This window comes from Chitinophaga oryzae (genome assembly GCF_012516375.2).
GTDB classification, from domain to species: domain Bacteria; phylum Bacteroidota; class Bacteroidia; order Chitinophagales; family Chitinophagaceae; genus Chitinophaga; species Chitinophaga oryzae.
This window is the reverse complement of sequence record NZ_CP051204.2, coordinates 495,168-515,527: the sequence shown is the minus strand read 5'-3', so window position 1 is coordinate 515,527 and position 20,360 is coordinate 495,168. Positions and strand designations below refer to the sequence as shown.

Annotated in this window: 18 protein-coding genes; 5 read left to right on the top strand and 13 right to left on the bottom strand. The window is 49.0% G+C overall.

Annotation, left to right across the window (positions count from 1 at the left end; all coding sequences use genetic code 11):
- Positions 1-171: 171 nt before the first annotated feature.
- Both HF324_RS02180 and HF324_RS02175 read left to right on the top strand, forming a co-directional pair.
- Entirely contained in the window at positions 172-1,101 is a 930-nt protein-coding gene (locus tag HF324_RS02180; RefSeq protein ID WP_168809050.1) for a helix-turn-helix transcriptional regulator, read from the top strand.
- 89 nt (positions 1,102-1,190) lie between these two features.
- Complete coding sequence (locus tag HF324_RS02175; protein ID WP_168861841.1) at positions 1,191-2,183, top strand: aldo/keto reductase; 993 nt, start codon at positions 1,191-1,193, stop codon at positions 2,181-2,183.
- Between the two features lie 100 nt (positions 2,184-2,283).
- Here the strand turns inward: HF324_RS02175 and HF324_RS02170 are convergent, their stop codons facing one another.
- The 4 genes from HF324_RS02170 to HF324_RS02155 form a co-directional block, all read right to left on the bottom strand.
- On the bottom strand, positions 2,284-2,622 hold the full coding sequence (locus HF324_RS02170; protein WP_168809046.1) for a translation initiation factor: 339 nt from the start codon (positions 2,620-2,622) through the stop codon (positions 2,284-2,286).
- 18 nt (positions 2,623-2,640) lie between these two features.
- Positions 2,641-3,522 (bottom strand): diacylglycerol/lipid kinase family protein, encoded by an 882-nt coding sequence (locus tag HF324_RS02165; RefSeq protein WP_168809044.1) that lies wholly within the window; start codon positions 3,520-3,522, stop codon positions 2,641-2,643.
- 10 nt (positions 3,523-3,532) lie between these two features.
- On the bottom strand, positions 3,533-4,384 hold the full coding sequence (nadC, locus tag HF324_RS02160) for a carboxylating nicotinate-nucleotide diphosphorylase (RefSeq protein ID WP_168809042.1): 852 nt from the start codon (positions 4,382-4,384) through the stop codon (positions 3,533-3,535).
- Between the two features lie 258 nt (positions 4,385-4,642).
- Entirely contained in the window at positions 4,643-5,053 is a 411-nt protein-coding gene (locus HF324_RS02155) for a DUF4783 domain-containing protein (protein WP_168809040.1), read from the bottom strand.
- Positions 5,054-5,361: 308 nt separating this feature from the next.
- On the opposite strand from HF324_RS02155, the gene gpmI reads away from it, so the two are divergent.
- The 3 genes from gpmI (at position 5,362) to uvrC (ending at position 9,656) form a co-directional block, all read left to right on the top strand.
- Complete coding sequence (gene gpmI, locus HF324_RS02150) at positions 5,362-6,885, top strand: 2,3-bisphosphoglycerate-independent phosphoglycerate mutase (RefSeq protein ID WP_168861840.1); 1,524 nt, start codon at positions 5,362-5,364, stop codon at positions 6,883-6,885.
- 386 nt (positions 6,886-7,271) lie between these two features.
- Entirely contained in the window at positions 7,272-7,841 is a 570-nt protein-coding gene (locus HF324_RS02145; RefSeq protein ID WP_220101267.1) for a hypothetical protein, read from the top strand.
- 3 nt (positions 7,842-7,844) lie between these two features.
- Positions 7,845-9,656: an excinuclease ABC subunit UvrC gene (gene uvrC, locus HF324_RS02140; protein ID WP_168809034.1), complete on the top strand. Its 1,812-nt coding sequence runs from the start codon at positions 7,845-7,847 to the stop codon at positions 9,654-9,656.
- Here uvrC and HF324_RS02135 read toward each other — a convergent pair.
- From HF324_RS02135 to HF324_RS02095, 9 genes are all read right to left on the bottom strand, one after another.
- Positions 9,653-10,249 (bottom strand): DinB family protein, encoded by a 597-nt coding sequence (locus HF324_RS02135; RefSeq protein WP_168809032.1) that lies wholly within the window; start codon positions 10,247-10,249, stop codon positions 9,653-9,655. The genes uvrC and HF324_RS02135 overlap by 4 nt on opposite strands.
- 65 nt (positions 10,250-10,314) lie before the next feature.
- Positions 10,315-10,884 carry a Crp/Fnr family transcriptional regulator gene (locus HF324_RS02130; protein WP_258539399.1) on the bottom strand — a complete coding sequence of 190 codons (570 nt, stop codon included), beginning with the start codon at positions 10,882-10,884 and terminating at the stop codon, positions 10,315-10,317.
- Between the two features lie 129 nt (positions 10,885-11,013).
- Positions 11,014-12,045, bottom strand: coding sequence for a type IX secretion system ring subunit PorN/GldN (porN, locus tag HF324_RS02125; protein ID WP_168809029.1), 1,032 nt, complete (start codon positions 12,043-12,045; stop codon positions 11,014-11,016).
- A gap of 21 nt (positions 12,046-12,066) precedes the next feature.
- Entirely contained in the window at positions 12,067-13,608 is a 1,542-nt protein-coding gene (porM, locus tag HF324_RS02120) for a type IX secretion system motor protein PorM/GldM (RefSeq protein WP_168809027.1), read from the bottom strand.
- 49 nt (positions 13,609-13,657) lie between these two features.
- Complete coding sequence (gene porL, locus HF324_RS02115) at positions 13,658-14,404, bottom strand: type IX secretion system motor protein PorL/GldL (protein WP_168809025.1); 747 nt, start codon at positions 14,402-14,404, stop codon at positions 13,658-13,660.
- Between the two features lie 121 nt (positions 14,405-14,525).
- Positions 14,526-15,809 (bottom strand): T9SS ring complex lipoprotein PorK/GldK, encoded by a 1,284-nt coding sequence (gene porK, locus HF324_RS02110; RefSeq protein ID WP_235021537.1) that lies wholly within the window; start codon positions 15,807-15,809, stop codon positions 14,526-14,528.
- A gap of 267 nt (positions 15,810-16,076) precedes the next feature.
- On the bottom strand, positions 16,077-18,122 hold the full coding sequence (locus HF324_RS02105) for a thioredoxin domain-containing protein (protein WP_168861839.1): 2,046 nt from the start codon (positions 18,120-18,122) through the stop codon (positions 16,077-16,079).
- Between the two features lie 219 nt (positions 18,123-18,341).
- Positions 18,342-19,133, bottom strand: coding sequence for a uroporphyrinogen-III synthase (locus HF324_RS02100; RefSeq protein WP_168809021.1), 792 nt, complete (start codon positions 19,131-19,133; stop codon positions 18,342-18,344).
- 36 nt (positions 19,134-19,169) lie between these two features.
- Positions 19,170-20,186 carry a DUF4271 domain-containing protein gene (locus tag HF324_RS02095; protein WP_168861838.1) on the bottom strand — a complete coding sequence of 339 codons (1,017 nt, stop codon included), beginning with the start codon at positions 20,184-20,186 and terminating at the stop codon, positions 19,170-19,172.
- Positions 20,187-20,360: the final 174 nt, after the last annotated feature.

Below are 20,360 nucleotides of genomic sequence, written 5' to 3'. Positions count from 1 at the left end.
ACAAATTGTGAAATTTTCGGAAATAAATCAAAAATGAATTTGCATCATAGTTGCATTTAACAACTCCGTACAATACTGCAAAGGGTTTGAAGCTATCAGCCTGTATAAAAACTTAACATTGCCCTCCCGCCTTACGTTAAAAAATTTATCGGGAAACCGTTACATTTGGTAATGCCTATTCAAAAAACCCCCGCCATTCAGCTCCAAAGAATGGAGGACTTCACCGAAAAACTGTACTCCCCGCATATGATACCCAAAGCGCCGCTAAAAGGCAGCTTTGCTGTACATGACCGGGCAGAGTATCCCTGCGTGGACGAAGTGATCGCCAGCAGAAGGGATTATTATAAGATCAGCTTTTTCAGCAAAGGCAAAGGGATATTTACCATGGGGGAAGACCGCTATGAGATAGATGGTCCCACATTGCTGTTCCTGAATCCGCATGAGATCAAAACATGGAGAGCTTCGTCAGAAGAACAGGAAGGCTATTTCTGCCTCTTTACCGACCTGTTGTTCGACTCCGTACATTCACCGCATGAAGACCTGCTCCATCACCCGTTGCTGCAGCAGGGCGCAAAAGCTGTATTTAAGCTCAACCAGCAGCAGTGCGATTACCTGCAGTCCATTTTCCGGCAATTACTGAAAGAATACCAGGAGAATGCCGCATTTAAACAGGAGGCCATTCTGATTTACCTGCGGTTACTGATGCTGGAAGGCAAACGGCTGGCAACGGAGGCCCATACGCCGCAAAGAACACAAACTGCGGCGCAGGCGCTCGCGCACCGCTTCACGGATATGCTGGAAAAACAGTTTCCCATCGAATACAATCATCATCAGGTGAAACTGAAAACCGCGAAGGAGTTCGCCGTTCAGCTAAATACACATCCCAACCATCTGAATGCATGTGTAAAACAATCGACCGGACGCACCGTGAGCGAACATATCCGTATGCGCCTGTTGCTGGAAGCCAGGCTGCTGTTGATACACACCGACTGGCAGATATCCGAAATAGCCTGGTGCCTCGGTTTTGAAGATCCGGGCAACTTCACCCATTTCTTCAAAAACCACAGCGGGCAGTCGCCCCATATCTACCGGCTGCAGTAATACTTTGATTTTTACAATTAATACTTTGCCTGCTACAATTGCTGTCCCCATACCGCCAGTTAATTTTGACATCATAAAAATTTAACTATATGCAGTACAGAAAACTTGGAAAAACAGGTGAATCAATATCAGCGATTGGACTGGGTTGCATGGGCATGTCATTTGCCTATGGCCATGAAGGGGATTTCAACGAAGAAGAGTCTCTGAAAACACTGGAACTGGCGCTGGACCTCGGCATCAATTTCTGGGATACCGCAGATATGTACGGGCAGGGCGCCAATGAAATCCTGCTCTCTAAAATACTGGCTACCAAAAGAGATAAAGTATTCCTCGCTACCAAATTCGGCTTCAGATACAGGGAAGATGGCTCTACCTATTTCGACGGCTCTCCGAAACACCTGAAGCAGGCCGTGGAAGACAGCCTGAAAAGACTGAAAGTGGATGTGATCGATCTCTACTACGCACACCGGGTGGATGAAAACGTACCGATCGAAGAAACCGTAGGCGCCATGGCTGACCTGGTAAAAGCCGGTAAAGTACGCTACCTCGGCCTTTCTGAAGCCAGCGCCGCTTCCATCAGAAAAGCATATGCCGTACATCCGATCGCCGCATTACAAAGTGAATATTCCCTGTTTACCAGGGACGTGGAAGGAGAAATCCTGAAGACCACCCGTGAACTGGGTATTTCCCTGGTAGCCTACAGCCCCCTGGGAAGAGGCATGGCCACCGGCGCTATTACAGACGCCTCCACACTGGGAGCAAATGACTTCCGCAGAACACTGCCCCGCTTCCAGCAAGGCAATTTTGAACAGAACCTGCAAACCGTAACTGCTTTGGAAAACTTTGCGAAAGAGAAGGGGATCACCTCTGCACAGCTCTCTCTCGCATGGCTGCTGGCCCAGGGAGAAGACATCGTACCGATACCCGGCACCAAACGCAGGAAATATTTACAGGAAAATGCTGCTGCCGCAGATGTTCAGCTGAACAGCGCTGATCTGGAAAAAATAAATGCCATCCTGAAAGACGGCGTTGTGGCCGGGTCCAGGTACAGTGAGGGCGCACTGAAACTGGTAAACCGCTAGTCATTTAAAGATTTTTTGATTTACGATTTTTTGATTTTGGGAAATGTCGGGCAACTTTCTCAAAATCAAAAAATCGTAAATCAGAAAATTTCAAACTGCTTTATTTGGTCTTTTTATACCCCCAGTCCTGCAACCACTTGATCACTTTCTCTTTATAATCGCCCTGGATCAATATCTGGCCGTCTTTTACGCTACCGCCGGTACCGCATTTTGTTTTCAGGTCTTTCCCCAGTTTCTCCACATCTTCGTCTTTTCCGATAAAACCATCTACCAGGGTCACTACCTTACCGGCGCGTTGTTTGGTATCCAGTTTCACTCTCAGCTGTTGCTGAGCAGGGGAGAGGGTTTCCTGTTCTTCGGTATGTTCCGGTTCAAAAGAAAAATTAGGATCGGTAGAGTATACGATCCCGTTGCCGGAGCTATTTTTTTTCTTTGTCATTGCATAAAAGTTTAACGGTTATTCATTCACGATCACCTTGATGGCGGCGGGTTTTACAGACAACCGCACCGATCCGTCACCGTTGATCGGAACAGCATCGCCATCTACCTGCAGGTACTGCAGGGAATTGCTGCGGATCGTGATTTCCTTTCCGGTGAAATGTTTAAGATAACGTGTTTTATCGATGTTCCCCATCAGGGAATGGAAGCTGACAGGCAGCAGATGATAGAAGCGTACGGGCGGCATGATGCAGAGGTCCAGCTGTCCGTCGAAGACGCTGGCGCCCGGCGCCAGTTTAAACTCGTATCCAAACTGGTTGCCGTTGGCTACCGTCAACAGGAATGCTTTTTCATCCAGCAGGCGGCCATCTATACTGATGTGGTAGGCTTCCGGGTTGTAGCTGCTGAAGCTTTTGAGCACCAGTTTGGCATAACCAGCCAGCCCTCTTTTCTTTGTATGTTTGAACTGTTCCGCAATGAGCGCATCGAAGCCAACGCCGGCGTTGCTGAGGAACAAATGTTCATTGGCATACCCCACGTCAATGGGGCGTTGTTTATTGTTCACGATGAGCCGCAGCGCCTTATCCACGTCGAGCGGTATTTTGAGGGCACGGGCGAGCCCATTGCCGCTGCCCAGCGGCAGGATGGCCATAGCAGTATTACTGTCTACCAGGCCCTGTGCTATTTCATTGATAGATCCGTCACCACCTACGGCCACAACAGTATCCACGCCGTTTTTCACTGCCTCCCGGGCCAGGTCGGCGCCATGCCCCAGGTAAGCCAGATGGGTGATGCTCACCTCAAACTGATTTGCCGGGAAATGTCTGCTGATGGCCCCCTCCAGTCGCTTCTCACGATCTGTGCCCGCTTTGCGGTTAATGATAAAAAGTATCTTCTTCAAAAGAACTGTTTTAAGATATAATCGCTTTCAGACTCAAATCCAGGCTTACAGCATGATGAATAATGGCGCCTACAGAGATAAAATCCACGCCGGTAGCAGCATACGCCTGGATGGTGCTGAGGTTGATGCCGCCGGAAGCTTCTGTTTCCACTTTCCCGTTAATTAACGCCAAAGCGGCGGTAATTTGTTCGGGCGTGAAGTTGTCCAGCATGATCCGATCTACCTGTCCTACTGCCAGCACTTCTTTTACATCATCGAGGTTGCGGGTTTCGACTTCTATTTTCAGCGGCAGTTTCCGCTCTGCCAGGTACGCCACGGTTTTATTGACTGCCGCGGTGATACCGCCGGCAAAATCGATGTGGTTGTCTTTCAGCATCACCATGTCATACAGGCCCATGCGGTGATTAACGCCACCGCCTATACGAACAGCTTCTTTTTCCAGCATGCGGAAGTTGGGCGTGGTTTTGCGGGTATCGAGGATACGGGTATGATATCCCTTCAGCAGTTCCACGTATTGGTGGGTAAGGGTAGCGATGCCGCTCATCCGCTGCATACAGTTGAGCACCAGTCGTTCTCCCATCAGCAGGGTATGTACTGCGGCTTCGATTTCGAAAGCAGTTTCACCGGCAGCCATGGCATCACCGTCTTTTTTGAACGGGGTGAATACCGCGTGCATGTCCAGCCATTTAAAGATGGCGGCCGCCACCTCCATGCCGGCGAGGATGCCGTTTTCCTTTATCTTCAATACCGCCTTTCCTTTGGCCGTAGGCGGAATACAGGCCAGCGTGGAGTGGTCGCCATTCCCGATATCTTCTGCCAGGGCGCTTCTGATAAACGCGTTCAGCGCTGCTTCATCTAACATAGGTGCATAATTTAGTCTCGCAAAGCTACTTAAGTGAGCAAAGTACGCAAAGAATAAAGACAGTGGAGCCTATTTAAGCCCGCAAAGCTACTTAAGTGAGTAAAGTGCGTAAAGAATAAAGGCAGTGGATCGTTTCTTTCTCTTTCGCTCACTTTGCCTCCTTTGCTCTCTTTGTATCCTTTGCGAGACAAAAATAAAAAGTGCCCCGCAATTAATAGCGGGGCACCCAGGCCTTTTCAATTAATTTATGTGGTCAATTTACTTATTCTCAAATCTTAGCTCGTTGAGGACCATAGACCCTCCCTTTTTCTGCAGGAAGAACGAAAGGCGATAATTCCCTCCGCTGGTGCTCAGATTACCGATACCGAACTTAGAGGCTTCGCCTCCCTGGTGTACCAGTTCGAAGGATTTCACCTGGTTTTTGGAGAAGAAATCCTTCAGGATGATCTCTGCCTGTGCTTTACTGTAAGCATTCGCTTTACCACTGATATTAATTTCGACATTGTTGTCCAGGTAACGGGATAAGCTGTTTACATCGCCTTGCTTGATAGCACTTACCACATCTTCAAACGGTCCGGCTACCAGCATCTCCTCTGAACGTGCCGACAGCGCAAATGCTGAAATAATTCCTCCCAACAACACCATCAGCACAATCAATAGCTTCTTCATTGTCAGTTTTTTTATTAGAAAGTAACTTAATCAACACAAATTAAATGCGAAAACTATGCCAAACACGTTGTATTTCAACAAAATCACACCATCGTGGTAGCAATGAATACGTAAATAATAAGATAAAAATAATATGCAAATTAATTTGAATAACTGATTATCAAAATGCGAGATGACCAACCCTGGCATTCGTAATTTTTGGATTAGCCTTATTTTTGTAAAATATTTAGAAAGTATTCAGCTGCATTATAAGTACTTTCACCTCCCGAGTTGAAATCAATAAAACATTAACCTTAACCAGACAGGATATGGAAAAGAAAAGAGCCATTCTCGTAATTATGGATGGATGGGGCGAAGGTAAAGTGCCTACCGCTGACGCCATTGCACAAGCACAGACTCCCTTTGTTAGCAGCCTATATAACAAATACCCCCACAGCAATCTCGTTACCTGCGGCGAAGCTGTAGGTTTACCGGAGGGCCAGATGGGTAACTCCGAAGTAGGTCACCTCAACATTGGCGCCGGCAGGATCGTATACCAGGAACTGCAACGGATCAACGTAGCGGCCCGCGACGGAGAACTGGCAGCCAATTCCGTTCTGCTGGACACCCTGGCGCACGCCAGGAACAACAACAAAGCCCTCCACCTGATCGGACTGGTAAGTAACGGTGGCGTACACTCGCATATCGAACACCTGAAAACACTGACCACCATCGCCAAAGCACAAGGGCTGGAAAAAGTATATATCCACGCCTTTACCGACGGCCGCGATACCGACCCGAAAAGCGGACTGGGCTTCCTGGAAGACCTGCAGGCCCACCTGCAGCAGTCAACCGGCAAAATAGCCTCTGTCATCGGCCGCTATTATGCCATGGACAGAGATAAACGCTGGGAACGCGTAAAACTGGCCTACGATGCGCTGGTCCACGGCACCGGTACCGGTACCCACGACCTGCTCACCGCTATTAAAGCCTCCTACGCAGAAGGCGTAACCGACGAATTCATCAAACCGATCATCGTTCAGGACGAAGCCGGCGCCCCCCTGGCCACCATCCAGGATGGCGACGCTGTACTGTGTTTCAACTTCCGTACGGACCGCTGCCGCGAAATCACCCAGGTGCTCACACAGGAAGCTTTCCCTGATTTCGGGATGAAGCCGCTGCAGGTATACTACACCACCATGACGGAATACGATAAAACCTATAAAAACGTACACGTCATCTTCGAAAACGATAACCTGAACATGACCCTCGGCGAAGTACTCGCTAAAGACGGCTATACGCAGGTACGTATCGCAGAAACCGAAAAATACCCGCACGTTTCCTTCTTCTTCTCCGGCGGACGGGAGAAAGAATTTGAAGGCGAACGCAGGATCATGATACCATCACCCAAAGTGGCCACCTACGACCTGAAACCGGAAATGAGCGCCAATGAAGTAACAGACGCCATCGTTCCCGTACTGCAGGAAAAATCCGCCGATTTTATCGCCCTCAACTTCGCCAATGCGGACATGGTAGGCCATACCGGCGTATTCTCCGCTGCCATAAAAGCGGTGGAAACCGTAGACCACTGCGTCAACCGGGTAGTAACCGCCGCTCTGGCCAGCAACTACACCGTATTCCTGACCGCAGACCACGGCAACGCCGATTATATGATCAACGAAGACGGCACCCCCAACACCGCCCATACCCTCAACCTCGTTCCTTTCTTCATTATCAGCAACGACTTCCAGGGTAAAGTGAAAGATGGCAAACTCGGCGACATCGCCCCCACCATCCTGCATTTCATGGGACTGGCCGCTCCGAAGGAAATGACCGGCACCGTACTCGTATAGCGCTCGCAGGCTCGCTTTTTCACGCAAAGGCGCTAAGCAGCAAAGACGCTAAGAAAATAATAAGAGAACAAAGGGCGATTATCAGAATTTGATAATCGCCCTTTGTTTTCTTATTTATCTTAAAAAAACTTAGCGTCTTTGCTGCTTAGCGTCTTTGCGTGAAAAAACGCCTTTGCGTGAAAAAATATTTTCAACGCGTGTAACTTTTTATTTATCCCCCCCGTTTAACTATCACCATTCTGATATTTTCTCAGTCCGACAGACTGATATTCATATTTTTAGTGCTCTCGACAGATTTGCTCATGCATCGATGCGCCGTTTTTACGGCGCATTTTTTCTGACCCGTATTTAAGTACTAATTTTGCCGTATGAGACATTACCGCTACATGACGGTACTATTAACCATATTCGGTTTTATAGCCTGCCATCAGGACAACAATACAACAGGAAAAACGACGGCCGGAGCCAAATTTGAGCCACTACCAGCCTACTTCAACGGAGAACGGGAAAATATCCGCACCGGAGGTTTCAGTCTGCATAAAATAGTCACCCTTAACGGCGTAAGCGACACGGCCAATGTAAACGGCACCGACAGCACCGCCATCAGAGACCTGCTGAAACCATTCGCCGATATCGACCTGAACAAACCCTCCCTGCGTGACGAATATGATACCTCCAGCCTGTATGACCCCTTCTCCGGCAGGAAATCGGTGATCTATAAGTCAAAAGGCAAACAAACCTTTCCTTCCGAAATCACCATGGAACTGGATAAAAACGGGACCATACAACAGGTGAACATCCACAGCTATACGGTTAATATGGTATACGAGTTCAGGCAGGACCTGTTTTACCAGCGAAACAAAAATATCCGTATCGCCACCTACCAGAAAATAGCTTTTCTGTCACCCAAGGAGATTGAAGTCAATGTAACCGTCACACCTAAAAACAGGATGTAACACATGACAGCAGCAGAATTCCAGCAAATATCACATACCATACCACTTGATCCCGGCATCTACAAATATTACGATAAGGACGGCACCCTGCTGTATGTAGGCAAAGCCAAAAGCCTGCGTAAAAGAGTGAGTTCCTATTTCGTCAAGTATCACGATAACTTCAAAACCCGTAAACTGGTGGAACATATCCACCACATTGAGTTTACCATCGTCAACTCCGAGCAGGACGCGTTTCTGCTGGAGAACTCCCTGATCAAACAGTTCCAGCCCCGGTACAACATCAACCTGAAAGACGATAAAACATATCCTTATATCGTCATCAAACATGAACCGTTCCCGAGGGTGTTCTTTACCCGCAACGTGATCAAAGACGGATCGGATTACCTGGGACCGTTTACCTCCGTAGGCCGTGTCCGGGAAATACTGGAAGTGATCCGCTACAATATTCCGCTGCGCACCTGTAACCTCAACCTCAGCGATCAGAACATCAAAAAAGGGAAATTCAAGGTCTGCCTTGAATACCACCTCGGCAACTGCAAAGGCCCCTGCGAAGGATTACAGACAGAAGAAGACTACCGGGAAGGACTGGCGCAGGTGAAAAACGTATTAAAAGGCAACCTGTCGCCCGTGGTCAACCTGTTCAAGGAACAAATGCAGCAATACGCCGCCGCCATGGAGTTTGAAAAGGCGGAGATCATGCGCAAGAAAATCGCCAGCCTTGAAGACTATTCCGCCAAGTCCACGGTGGTCAACACCCGCATGGGCAACGTGGACGTGTTCTCCATCATCAGCGACGGCAACCATGCCTACGTCAACTATCTGCGTATTCTCAACGGCACCATCTCCGATACGAAGACAGTGACCCTCGAAAAACAACTGGAAGAAGGAGACGAAGAAGTACTCAGCTACGCTATCGCCTATCTGCGGGACGTATTTAAAAGCATCACCCCGGAAATCGTAGTGCCTTTCCCCCTGGAGTACCCAGAGAGCGATGTTACCATTACCGTCCCTAAAGGAGGGGATAAAAAGAAACTCCTGGAACTGTCGGAGAAGAACGTGAATTATTTCAAGGAAGAACTATACCGGAAGAAAATTCTGCACCTCGAAGGCAAGAGCGATATGGAGCGAAAGCAGGTGCTCTACCAGTTGCAGGCCGATCTTGAACTACCGTTGCTGCCGGAGCACATCGAGTGTTTCGATAACTCCAACTTCCAGGGCGCTTACCCCGTGTCCGCCTGTGTGGTGTTTAAAGACGGCGTAGCCTCCAAAAAAGACTACCGCCATTTCAATATCAAAACGGTGGAAGGCATCAACGATTTCGCTTCCATGAAGGAAGTCGTATACCGGCGTTACTCCCGCCTGCTGGCAGAACAGCAGCCGTTGCCGCAGCTCGTCATTATCGATGGTGGTAAAGGGCAGCTGGGATCAGCCATGGAAAGCATCCGTGCACTGGACCTGATTGGCAGCATGACCGTCGTAGGCCTTGCCAAAAACGAGGAGGAGATCTTTTTCCCTGGTGACTCAGAAAGTATCAAACTGCCGTTCAACAGCGAGAGCCTGAAGCTGATACGCCGTATCCGTGACGAGGTACACCGTTTCGGTATCACTTTCCACCGTCAGAAACGCAGCAAGGGCACCTTTAAAAACGAACTGGAAACCATCAAGGGAATTGGTGAACAAACCGCCACGCAACTGCTGAAAACATTCCGCTCTGTCGCCAAAATAAAACTGCTTTCGGAAGAAGACCTCACGCAGGAAATCGGCAGCGCCAAGGCCAGGCTGGTATGGGAACATTTCCATAAAGCCCAAAGCTAGACTGCTTTTTCCACCCGTTTCGGGCAACGGCGGATGACGTTTTCCGCCTGCAGCACATGCCGGTTGATATGCGCTGTCATAAAGCCGAAAGTATCGCCCACAGACAGTTTGATAAAGCCGGAGAGGGAAGTGGGCACCTTCGCTTTTTGCAAGTTGATTTTCGCAGCCCTGTCCATGAGGGCTTCCATGGTTTCCTGTTGCCGGATAAATTCACTGAGCACACCCGCAGCATCGGGCTGAACAGCCGGGAGATGCCCTTTGGGTGACTTCATACGGGAACGTAGCTTCCCGTCCGGCGTGGGTTGCATCTGTTTGGTAAACCAGGCGCCCAGCCAGCTGCTCTTAAATGTCTCCAGGGGCTGGCTGCCATTTCTTTCCGCTGCTGTAATCGCTTTATCCAATGCCGGCAGGTAAAACCGGCCGTAAGTATTCAGGTGTTCCAGGCACTGAAGGGCGCTCCATGTGCCCGGTTGGGGCGTATAGGACAATACGTCTGCAGACTGGCCGCCGAAATGGTCTTCGGCTTTATACTGCGCTGCTACAATCTGTAAGCGGAGTTGCTTTAAAAGCGAGCTGGTGCTAACTGAGGCCATATTCACAAGGTTTACTGCAAAACTACTATGGCTGACAACGGAAAAAGTTGGCGCAGATCAAGATTTTACAATTTTACTGACTTCAGGAGTTTGCTGAAGGTGGCGGGATCGATACCGAGATAAGAGGCGAGGTATTTCTGCGGTATCAGCTGCAGCACATGCGGACTGCGTGTAAGGAGCGTCCGGAACTTCTGTTCCGCACTGTAGGAGAGGATTTCCTTATGCCGTTCCAGGATGCCGCCCAGGGCGGCCACTGACCCGAGGCGCACCCACCTGTCGAGCAGGGGGTATTGCCGGGTAAGGCGGTCAAAGTCGGCCCACGACAGGCGCAGCATGCGGCTGTGCGTCAGCGCTTCCAGGTACCAGGGGGAGGGGCGTTGCAGCTGAAACGAGTCTATCACTCCGGAGAACGAGCCGATGTAAGTGAACAGGAGGGTGACTTCCCGGTCGTTTTCCAGGCTGAACAGCCGTTGCACGCCTTCTTCCACGAAGTAGATATATTTTTCCACTTCACCGGCCACGGTGATCATGTCCTTTCTTTTGAAGGTGACCGGTGTCCAGCAGGCGGAAAGATCTTCCCACTCTTTGTCCGGCAGGGGCATGATGCTGAAGGCTGTTTTACGCAGAAGTTCCAAAATCAATTACGAATTACGGATTACGAATTACGATTTAAAAAGACCACTACAAGATACGAATTACGAAAAAGAGCGAAGATGTTGATCTTCGCTCTTTTTCGTAATTCGTATTTCGTAATTCGTAATTGTCTAGTACTGCCAGAGGTCCTGTTCTTTATTAAAGATACGGTCTTTGATGGACTGGCCTTCTAGGAGGCGCATCACACCGTCTTTAATGTAGTCCTTGATCTCGCGGTTGTAGGTATTGTTTTCCTTCACCACATAGCTGCCGAAGAAACGCATCTCGAAGAGGTCTTCCCAGCTGATAGTGGATGCGTCGTTGTTCTGGTTGTACACATCGTACTTGGCCAGGGTAGGACGCAGATCAGGGTAATATACCCAGAACAGGGGGATAGAAGCGCGGACGCTGCCATCTTCGTTCATGCGGGACACCATAGGGGCGATACCGAGGATACGGACTTTAAGGGCGGAAGCTTCTTTGTCGAACACCCATACTTCTTTCACCTTGTACTGTCTGATAGTACGGGGATCGAAGTCATCGCGGGTGGTCACCATTTTTTCTTCGCCGGTAACCGGGTCGATACTGCGTACGGTCCTTTCTTCACCTGCGATCTTGGTTTGGATTTCCTCGTAGGGCATTACCGTGGTGAAGCGGTCATCGATAGGGTTGAAAGCTTCAACTTCCTTATTCTTGATAGCGTTCAGCAGAATATTAATAAACAGTTGGTTAATGCCACTTTCGTCTTCCACGTTGTATTGGAAGGGGAGGTTGATTTTCTCCCGGACATCGATTACCTGCCAGACACGTTTTTCCCAGAAACGGTCATCCTCGCGGATGTAGTCGTAAACGATGGGAACGCGTTCTCTTGCGAGGTTTCTCTCTACCACACCATCTACGCGCAGTGATTTGCGCGGCGTGTCTGATACCGGGGCGGTGATACCGTCCGGGCGTTGGGACGCGGCGTTAGGAGCAGGAGGAGGCGGTGTTACAGCATTCCCGGTAGCGGGGTTTACCACCGGCGCATTCGGGTCTGTCTGTGTTGCTTCGGTAGCTGTTCTGCGGCGGGTAGTACCACCACGTCTCTGTGCTTCCGCAGCTGTTGCCAGCATTACCAGCAACATTGTACACCAACCAATTCTGTTAAATATTACTGCTCGCATATTTCAGTAATTTATGACCTGTTAATTTAATTTGAATATTGTGCTGGGCATTGTACGTACAATACCATCAGGGCCTTTTACTTTTACGTTTTCGAAGTATACTTCGTCACCCGGGCGCAGTGCGCGGATGGAAGCAGCTACGCTGTTCGGGAAGTAAGCGGAGTTGGCCTCACCTTCCTGGTATTCTTTGCCTTTGGCAGATACACCGATACGGTAACCTACTACGTCGTATTTCACGCCTTCGAATTCGAAGTCTTCCAGTGCAGCAGCGAGGCCGAGCTGAACTTTAAAGTCAGCGGCTTTCATGCTGCCACCTTTATTAAATCCTACTTTCAGTACAGGGTCCGGAACACGTTTTACACGGAATTCTTTCTGGCCCAGCTGTTTTACTTTACCGTCGATGTTCGCTACTACGTTGATCACCGCTTTACCAGGCTGGCTAACAGTTACAGTGTATTCACCGGAGCCGCGTTTGGTAATGGTGCCACCGTTGATGGAAGCGGAAACCGCTTCAGCAGGCACACCGGCAGCAGAGATGGAGATCGGGTTCTGCAGGCCAATGTACAGTACGTTCATTTTGTCGGCAGAGATGGAGGTAGTAGAAGCGCCTACGTTATAGCTTTCAGTGAAAGACTGTGTGATAGGTTCGCCACCGGCAGGATTAGGCAGGGTGATGGTACCGGAAATGGTTTTCTCACCAAGGCCGCTCACCGGCACAGAGTAGGTAGCCAGGCCTTCAGTAGCAGTGATCGTTTGACCGTTGACAGTAATTGTCGGGTTTACGGTGGTGCTATAGGCGCCCACTGCGATTTGTGCAGTCAGCGTCTGGCCTGACATCAGGTTTTTAGAGTTCAGGGAGATGAACGGCCTGATTCTGTCAAACTTAAAGTCTTTTGCGTTGATCTGACGATACAGGTCGTCGATGATCGCAGACTCGGAGTTTTTAATATCGTTCTGGAATTTACCCAGGATAGTGACTGCAGCGATGGTAGGCACCATGTTGAAATGATAGGTAGTCCATGTTTTAGGACCGGTACCATGATCATTGCTTCCGGATTTTCCCACTTCGATTTTCAGGGGTAAAGTTTTTGCAAATTTCGCCTGGTCTTTAGGTTCAACGAAAGTAAGCAACTGTTTGCGCAGGGCAGTCAGTTTAGCTTCCAGTTCAGGGCCTTTTTTCATGTTCTCCATCACACGGGTAGGAGCATCCAGATCGGATTGCGATTTAAGCTCACCGTTTTCATCTTTACCACCGCTTTCCGTGATGATGAGATTTTTCAGGCCCTCCACGTAATTGTATGCTTCAGCAGAGAGCTTTTTTACTTCTTCAGCCTTAGCTTTCAGCGGAGCTACTTTCTCAGCGTTATCTTTCATTTGTTCCACAAACTGCTGATAAATAAAGTTGTTTTTATCAGTGAGGGCACCGTTGGAAGTAACGATAGAGTTATTTACGATATTAAAAGCGTTCAATATTTCAGCAGAGACGTTCAACGCAAGCATGGCCGTTAGGACCAGGTACATGATGTTGATCATCTTCTGCCTAGGATCTTTAGGTAGTGCCATAGTTCTTTAGCAGATTTAATGAATGGTTTATTAAACTATAAGCGATACCTTATCTGTTTCCGCTCATGGCAGTTAACATGTTACCATAAACAGTATTGAGGTTGCTGAGGTTTTTGGCCAGCATGCTGATCTGCTCTTGTGTTTTCTTAGCGTCGTCGATGCTGCCACTCATAGCGGAAGAAGCTTTCTGCAGGTTGCTGTAGAAGTTGTTCATCGCTTTCAGGTGGTTGTTGGTGTCCTGCAGCTCCAGTTCGTAGATAGCATTCAGGGAAGCCAGGTTTTTGGTCATGCCCTGCATCTGTTCGTGGAAGCTTCTGGTAGACTCAGAGGCGCTATTGAAGGAAGATACTGCGGAAGCAGCAGTAGTGTAGGCGTTGGCCACATTACCGATAGCAGCGGCAGCTTCTCTTGTTTTCTGGGTGTAGTCACCGGTAGCAGCTACCACGTCGCTGATATCTCTCATTTTATCAACGGTAGTGCCCAGTTTCTGGAAGTTTTCGCTCAGGCGTTGCAGATTGGCAGGCGTGATGTCTGCTTCCTGTAACATTTTGTCGAGACCGGCAACAGCAGGGCTGCCGGCAACGGCAACTACCTGGCCTTCAGCATGGGAGGCGCCGGAGTCGGGAACGAATGCATATACAAAGAAGATGAGCGCTTCAGTGCTCAGACCTAAAATCAAAGCGATATCCGCTCCCCGCCAGTGTTGCAGTTTAAATAACGCTCCGATAATTACAACAGAAGCGGCAATACATACGAAAAAGTTCAGCCATTTAGCTTTGTTAGGATTCATAGCCATAGGTTAAAATTTACTGGTTAAAGTGATAAGTGTTAAAGATCTCTGTATGGAATAGTTATTTCTCAGTGATTTGCTTAGTGTGTGCATAAATAAAGGCTTTTCTGGTTTAACGGATCAGCAATTATCTGTGTTTTGCTCTTCTGCTCAATGCGATGGTACATCTGAAACCTACATATGATTTGGCGCTATCCTGATATTCATATGTTCTGGTACCTGTTTGCAGGAAGTATCCCACATCTTTCCAGGAACCTCCCCTGATGGCTTTACGTTTCATCTTCAACGGCGCGTCGTCCGGCACGTCCATTCTCAGATAAGGGTTCATATCAGAGGTGAATGAGTAGGCGTTTTCATAGAAGATGTCGGCAGTCCATTCTGCTACGTTACCAGCCATGCAATACAGGCCGTAATCGTTAGGCCAGTAGGCGTCGGCGCGTACGGTGTAGAAACCGCCGTCTTCCGGATAGTTACCGCGGCCCGGTTTAAAGTTGGCCAGCAGACAGCCTTTTTTGTTGCGGATGTAGTAACCACCCCATGGATAAGGTGTTTGTTCTCTGCCGCCACGAGCTGCATATTCCCACTGTGCTTCAGAAGGCAGCTGGAATTTATCTTCCGTGAATAATTTCTTGGAGTTGCGGTAGTCCTCCCAGAATTTACTTCTCCATTCGCAGAAAGCGGTGGCCTGGTGCCAGTTAACGCCTACTACCGGATAGTTATCGAACGCCGGATGCCAGAAGTACATACGGGTCATCGGCTCGTTATACGCGTAGGAGAAGTCCCTGATCCAGCACAGTGTGTCCGGATAAATGGGCACGTCTTTCTTCACGATGAAGGTAGAACGGGGCTTACCGAAGTTCTCCCTCAGCTTGGCCTTGTCCCAGTTGAATGTTTCCTGGTGATAAACCAGCTTTCCAACGTCTACGTCCTTACGGCCGTACAGGCGGTCCGCCTCGGTGTATATCATTGCGTCCAGTTTTTCCACTGTCGCTTTGTCTTTCCAGTTGATCTTCTGTTTCCAGTCGATGATGTCATGTCCGTCGTCCTGTTTAACATGGCCTAACAGGATGTGGGCGATAGAGTCCTGCACCCATTGCACGAACTGGCGGTACTCATTGTTCGTAATTTCCGTGGCATCCATATAGAAGCCGGAAATAGAGATCGACTTGTTACGCGCAGTGTAGGCATAGTTCACGTCCTCATCACTGGGGCCCATGTGAAAAGTCCCCGCAGGAACATAAACCATTCCGTACGGTACAGGGGGGGTGTACTTAGGTCTGGGGCTCACGCCGATCAGTTGCCCTTGTGCGTTTTTGGGGCCTTTACTACCGCCACAGCTGGCCAGCAGGGAAACCAGCAGAATTGCCAACAGACCTCTTAAATAGTTAAGCTTCATAAGGGTAGCTTTCATCAGAATATGTTTTTCTATTAACCAGCCTGGTGCTTTTTGCCTGAATGCAAGGGAACACATTTCTCATATTTTTCACCCGCTTTGTTTATATGAAAGATAGCAAATGTAATAATAAAATTTAATTTGTAGTCAACTTTTACACAACTTTTTCAATTCCACATACGTCCGTTCGGTAACTAATTTAAACGTATTTTTTAACATTTTATTATATCACCGGTCCAACATTTATTTTACCTAAACTACCCTTATAACGGGCAAGTTACATAATTATTCTATTAAATTAATAATTTCTTGTATATAAAACACCGGCTTAATACAATGGTAATCCTTGCATAAATAAACTAATGTTTCATTTTCCCGGTATCTGTCCTGCAAAAGCGGAATTTCCGGCTGATTTTTTCCGGAGCCGAGTAAAATCCGGAAAGGGATAAACCAGTTGCCCGCCTCCTGCATCCGTTCGCGGAAATCCTCTCCGACAACCGCTATTTCGGGGGTACCTTTTACAAATTGTAATAACTGGCTCGCCCACACGCCGAAGGAAGTCGGATACCGGGTCACCGTCTGGGCGATGCCGGATAACGCGGCCACGGCCTTGTTTCCCCAGTCTTTGTTATCAAAAACAACGGAAAGATACCAAAGGTTCTGCGCCATCAGCGCGTTACCGCTGGGCACTGCGCCGTCGTACACCTCTTTCTTCCGCACAATCACATCATCCTGTCCGTCGATAGTATAATAGAAAAGATGACCGCCGTCACCGAAATGATCATTGACAAAAGCCGTGATATCGTGCGCCTGGTACAGGTACCGGGTATCCCCGGTAATTTCCTGCAGGGCAATCAGCGCCCGTATCAGGCATGCATAATCGTCCAGGAAAGCAGGGTACTTGGCCTGCCCGTTTTTCCAGGTATGATAAAACGCCTGGGTACCGTCGTTTTGCCGGAAATGGGAGAGGAGGAAATCCATATTCCGCACCGCCATCTGCCGGTAAGCTTCATCTCCCAGTGTGGCGAAAGCCCGGCAGCAGGCATGCACCATCAGGGCATTCCAGCCCAGCAGGATCTTGTCGTCCAATCCCGGGCGTATCCGGGTGCCCCTCACCGCCAGCAACTTTTCGCGACAGCCCTTCAGCATGGCGCCCAGTACCGCCGGATCATACCCTTTTTCCGCGGCAAACTGCTCCAGCGGCTGCTGTATCCATAATATATTCTGCTCTTCCCAGTTGCCCTGCGCTGTTACATCATAGAACTCACAGAAAGGGCCTGCCTGTTCACCCAGTACATGATGTATTTCGGCTTTGCTCCAGGTATAGAACTTACCTTCCACGCCTTCAGAGTCTGCATCCAGCGCGGCATAAAAACCACCCTCCGGCGAGGTCATCTCCCGGGTAATAAAAGCCAGGGTATCCTTTATGGTCTGTGCGTATGCCTCCCCGCGGGTCAGTTGCCAGGCATCACACAACACATCTATCAGCAAAGCATTGTCATACAACATCTTCTCAAAATGAGGGGCCAGCCACTTCTCGTCAGTCGAGTAACGGGCAAAACCGCCACCCAGCTGATCGTACAGGCCGCCCTGCAACATTTTATCAAGCGACAGCAACGCCTGCTGCAACGCTTCCGGATGTTTAAACGCATGATGGTATCGCAGCAAATACCCGATCGTGAAGGTTTGCGGGAACTTGGGGGCGCGGCCAAACCCACCCCAGGTAGTATCCGCCTGCCGGAGCATATTTTCACAGATGGTGTCACACTGCTGGCGGGTAAACAATTCTTCCCGCGGAATATTAAAGTTGACACCGGCGTCCAGTCCGAACTGGCTCGACTGGTCGATATGCTGTGTCAGGTTATCAGCCTGTGTTTCTATGTCTTCCCGTTTACTGGCGAAAGCATCCGCCAGCGACAGCAGCACATCCTTCCACGAAGGCCGGTTGTAAGCCTTTACCGGCGGGAAATAGGTGCCGCCGTAGAACGGTTTTTTATCCGGTGTCAGGAATACGTTCAGCGGCCATCCGCCGGCGCCGGTCATCGCCTGCACCGCATCCATATAAATGTGGTCCAGGTCCGGCCGTTCCTCCCGGTCTATCTTGATGTTGATGAAATGCTCATTCATGATGGCAGCAGTAGCTGCATCTTCAAAGCTTTCCCGCTCCATCACATGACACCAGTGACAAGCGGCGTATCCGATACTCACCAGAATAGGCTTGTCTTCCTTTCTGGCCCGCTCCAGTGCCTCTTCTCCCCAGGGATACCACTCCACCGGGTTATGCGCGTGCTGCAGTAAATAAGGACTGGTTTCGCCCGCAAGTTTATTCATGGAATCCGCTTAAATAATTGAAACTGGAATAGTTTTGATTGACAACGATACAGGCTACAAGAATAAAAAGATTTTGACAGATTTACCAGTTTGGGAAAAGATTTTTTGAAGAGTTCATGAAAGCAACGGAAATCAGCTGCTGCGACCGCTTTGCAGCCAAAAAAACAGGGATGGCTATTGCCATCCCTGGTAAATTATCTGTGCGACATACGTTTTCGCTTACTTTTTGTTGAGACCTGCGAGGTACTGGTCCAGTGCAGCTGCCATAGAAGGCGCTTGCGGAGCCGGCGCTTTCACATCCAGTCTTAATCCCGCTTCTTCGACCGCCGCTGAAGTAGTAGGCCCGAAAGCCCCGATACGCGTACCGTTTTGCTCGAAGGCCGGCACGTTCTCAAATAAAGACTTCACGCCGGAAGGACTGAAGAACACGATCATGTCGTAGGTAGTCTTCGCCAGGATCTCCTTTACATCGTTGGAAACGGTTTTATAAAGGGTGGCTGTGGCATACTCACATTTGTTCGTTTTCAACCATTCCTCAATGTCCTTTTTCTGACTGTCCGAGCTGGGGAAGAGGAATTTCTCATTGTCCCGGTGTTTGTTCATCACTTCCAGTACACCTTTGGTAGAACCGTCAGCTCCGTAAAACACCTTCCGCTTGCGATAGAGGATAAACTTCTGCAGGTATAACGCAACTGCTTCCGTAATACAAAAGTACTTGCAATCCTGCGATACTTTAATCTTCATCTCTTCACAGATCCGGAAGAAGTGGTCCACCGCATTACGACTTGTAAAAATCACTGCCGTAAAAGCCAGGATGTCAATTTTCTGCTTCCGAAACTCCTTAGCGGGTAAGCCTTCCACCCTGATGAACGGGTAAAAGTCCAGTTTTACATTGAACTTTTTTGCCAGATCAAAATAGGGAGACTTTTCTGTTTCAGGCTTAGGTTGAGAAATTAGAATTGACTGAATTTGTTTACCTTGCAAATCTTTTTTTGGCCCGCCTTTAATCATACTGTTTTATGCTCTTGTGTTAACAATAGGCGATAATCAAGGATTACCAGTTAACCAGATATTCAGCAGCACCTTAGTTAATATTAGCACCGGCGCTACTTCGAATGCGCAAAGGTAAAGAAAAAAATGCAATTTACTGAAGGATAGGTACTGCCTAACCAAAGAATAAGATCTAATATATCGATAAACAACCAATAATACTATAAAAAATATCGATATATAGAGGAAAGTACGGGCTATTTCCACGTCACAGAAGGCCAGCACCACGAGAAACGGCACCAGCAACACCCCCAGAATTTTGTTGATCAGGTATAAAATGAAGATGTAAGCATCGGCCAGCTCGCTGTTGCCAAACAGCCATCCACAGAAACGCAGCATCACGTACTTGATACCATAAACGGCCGCCACCAGCACCACCAGCCCGGGTATCAGCAACCAGGGCTCCGCTTGCGGAAACACCTGTTGCCGGTACAATACCAGGTACAGGTATACCCCCAGCGAAAGGGCAAAAAAGGTATTGAGCAGCATATTCGGAAAAGGCGCCTGTGACAGTTGGTCCTTCAGCTGCCGCTGGCTCAGCGTGGGATTAAAAAAGGCCCTGAAGAGGTCCACGAAATACTTGCTATAGGACAACCGGATAATACTCAGCAACAACAACACGCCTCCCACGAGATACACCAGCCAGTCCATATTCCGGTAGGGCCGCAGGGGGTTGGTATCCTTAAAGGAAGGTCTGCCCGGCTTCAGGAATGCATTCTCCTGCGCCAGCTTCTTCATGTACAGGTCATAGTCAGACGCCGGTCTGGGCCTGGGAGCAGCCGCCAGCGCCGCACTGTCCTTTTTGAGCGCACCGGTATCTGCCGGCACTGCCGCCGTAGCCGGCAGCGTAGCAGTCCTGACGGTATCTTTCCGGATAGCGCGCGTTGAGTCTTTTCTTACGGCAGAGGCAGCCGGCCTGGGCTTCGGACGAAGCGTATCAGACGCCCCCCGGGCAGCCGCGGGTTTCTTTTTTACAGGGGCAGGCACGGCAGTACTGTCTGCTGTTTGTGCCATGATCGGTAAGTAGCTGAAAATTAATAGAAACAATAACCAGTTGCGCACCAGAAAATATTTTGCAATGACTTTTTAATCGGTTTTCCAAATTCAACGTGTGCCCCATCATCTCTCCAACCAGGGGGCAATTAACGCCGTCCTGTTCACATAACAAAACTGAAACGTAATTTTGCT